The following is a 1941-nucleotide window of genomic DNA, read 5'->3' as shown; positions in this document are numbered from 1 at the left end:
CTGCCCCAGAGCGTTGAGGGCGGTTTCGACGATGCTGCGGGCGGACAGGCCGGCGGCGTCGTACTGGGCCTTGGGGGTGTCGTGGTCGATGAAGCTGTCGGGCAGGCACATGGGGCGGAACTTCAGCCCGGCATCGAACATCCCGCGCCAGGCCAGGTGCTGCGCCACCAGCGCGCCAAAGCCGCCCACCGAGCCTTCCTCGATCGTGATCAGCACCTCGTGCCCGCGCGCCAGCCGCTCGGCCAGCGCCGTGTCCAGCGGCTTGGCAAAGCGCGCATCGGCCACCGTGCAGGACAGCCCGCGCGCCGCCAGCTCCTCCGCCGCGCGCAAGGCTTCCGCCAGCCGCGCGCCGTAGCTCAGGATCGCGATGCTGGTGCCCTCGCGCAGCACCCGCCCGCGGCCGATCGGCAGCACCGTGCCGCGCGCCGGCACCGCTTCCAGCCCGAACCCCTCGCCGCGCGGAAAGCGCAGCGCCGTCGGCCCCTCGTCATGGGCCGCCGCCGTCGCCACCATGTGCGCCAGCTCCACCTCGTCCGCCGAGGCCATCAGCACCATCTCGGGAATGCAGCCCAGATAGGCGATGTCGTACGCTCCGGCATGCGTCGCGCCGTCGGCGCCGACCAGCCCGGCGCGGTCCAGCGCGAACCGCACGGGCAGCTTCTGCAGCGCCACGTCATGCACCACCTGGTCATAGGCGCGCTGCAGAAAGGTCGAGTAGATCGCCACAAACGGCTTCATCCCCTCGGTCGCCATGCCGGCGGCAAAGGTCACCGCGTGCTGCTCGGCAATGCCCACGTCGAAGGTCCGCTTGGGGAAACGCTTCTCGAACGCGTCGATCCCGGTGCCCGACGGCATCGCCGCCGTCACCGCCACGATCCGCTCATCCGCCTCCGCCTCGGCGATCAGCGCCTGGGCGAACACCTTGGTGTAGGTCGGCGGACCCGGCGGCGCCTTGCTCTGCGTTCCCGTCACCACGTTGAATTTGGACACCGCGTGGTACTTGTCGCTCGCCGCCTCGGCCGGGGCGTAGCCGTGGCCCTTCTGCGTCACCACGTGCAGCAGCACCGGCGCGCCCTCCTCCGCGTCGCGCAGGTTGCGCAGCAGCGGCAAGAGGTGGTCCATGTTGTGCCCGTCGATCGGGCCGACATAGTAGAACCCCATCTCCTCGAACAGCGTGCCGCCGGTCAGCATCCCGCGCGCGAACTCGTCCGCCCGCCGCGCCGCCCGCTCGATCGGCGCCGGAAAGCGCCGCGCCACCTTGGCCATCGCCTCGCGCAGGCTGAGGAACGGGCGCGAGGAAATCAGCCGCGACAGATAGGCCGACATCGCCCCCACCGGCGGCGCGATCGACATGTCGTTGTCGTTCAGCACCACGATCAGCCGCGACTTCATGGCGCCGGCATTGTTCATCGCCTCATAGGCCATGCCCGCGCTCATCGCGCCGTCGCCGATCACCGCAACCACGTTGCGCTCGTCGCGTGGCCCGTCCCCCGCCGCGTTCTTCAGGTCGCGCGCCACCGCCATGCCCAACCCCGCCGAAATCGAGGTCGAGCTGTGCGCCGCGCCAAACGGGTCGTACTCGCTCTCGCTGCGACGGGTGAAGCCGGACAGCCCGCCGCCCTGCCGCAGCGTGCGGATGCGGTCGCGCCGCCCGGTCAGGATCTTGTGCGGGTAGGCCTGATGCCCGACATCCCACAGCAGCCGGTCGCGCGGCGTGTCAAACACCGCGTGGATCGCCACCGTCAGCTCCACCACGCCAAGGCTGGCCCCCAGATGCCCGCCCGTCACCGACACCGCGTCAATCGTCTCCGCCCGCAGCTCATCCGCCACCTGACGCAACTGCTCCGCCGAAAAATTCCGCAGGTCCCGCGGCTCCACAACCCGGTCCAGCAACGGCGTCCTCAACTTCCTCTCGGACATCATGACCTCCGGGTGATGGTG

At 70.4% G+C, this 1941-nt stretch carries 1 protein-coding gene; it reads right to left on the bottom strand.

The genetic code is table 11. From position 1 onward, the window contains the following. On the bottom strand, positions 1-1920 hold a 1920-nt coding region (dxs, locus tag ACFOD4_RS19455), incomplete at its 3' end, for a 1-deoxy-D-xylulose-5-phosphate synthase (protein WP_379599134.1). Positions 1921-1941: the final 21 nt, after the last annotated feature.

Origin of the sequence: Teichococcus globiformis (genome assembly GCF_042646265.1) — a bacterium.
In the GTDB taxonomy this organism is placed as follows: Bacteria; Pseudomonadota; Alphaproteobacteria; order Acetobacterales; family Acetobacteraceae; genus Pseudoroseomonas; species Pseudoroseomonas globiformis.
Note: the sequence above shows the minus strand (reverse complement) of the source record. Positions and strands in the feature narration are given on the sequence as shown.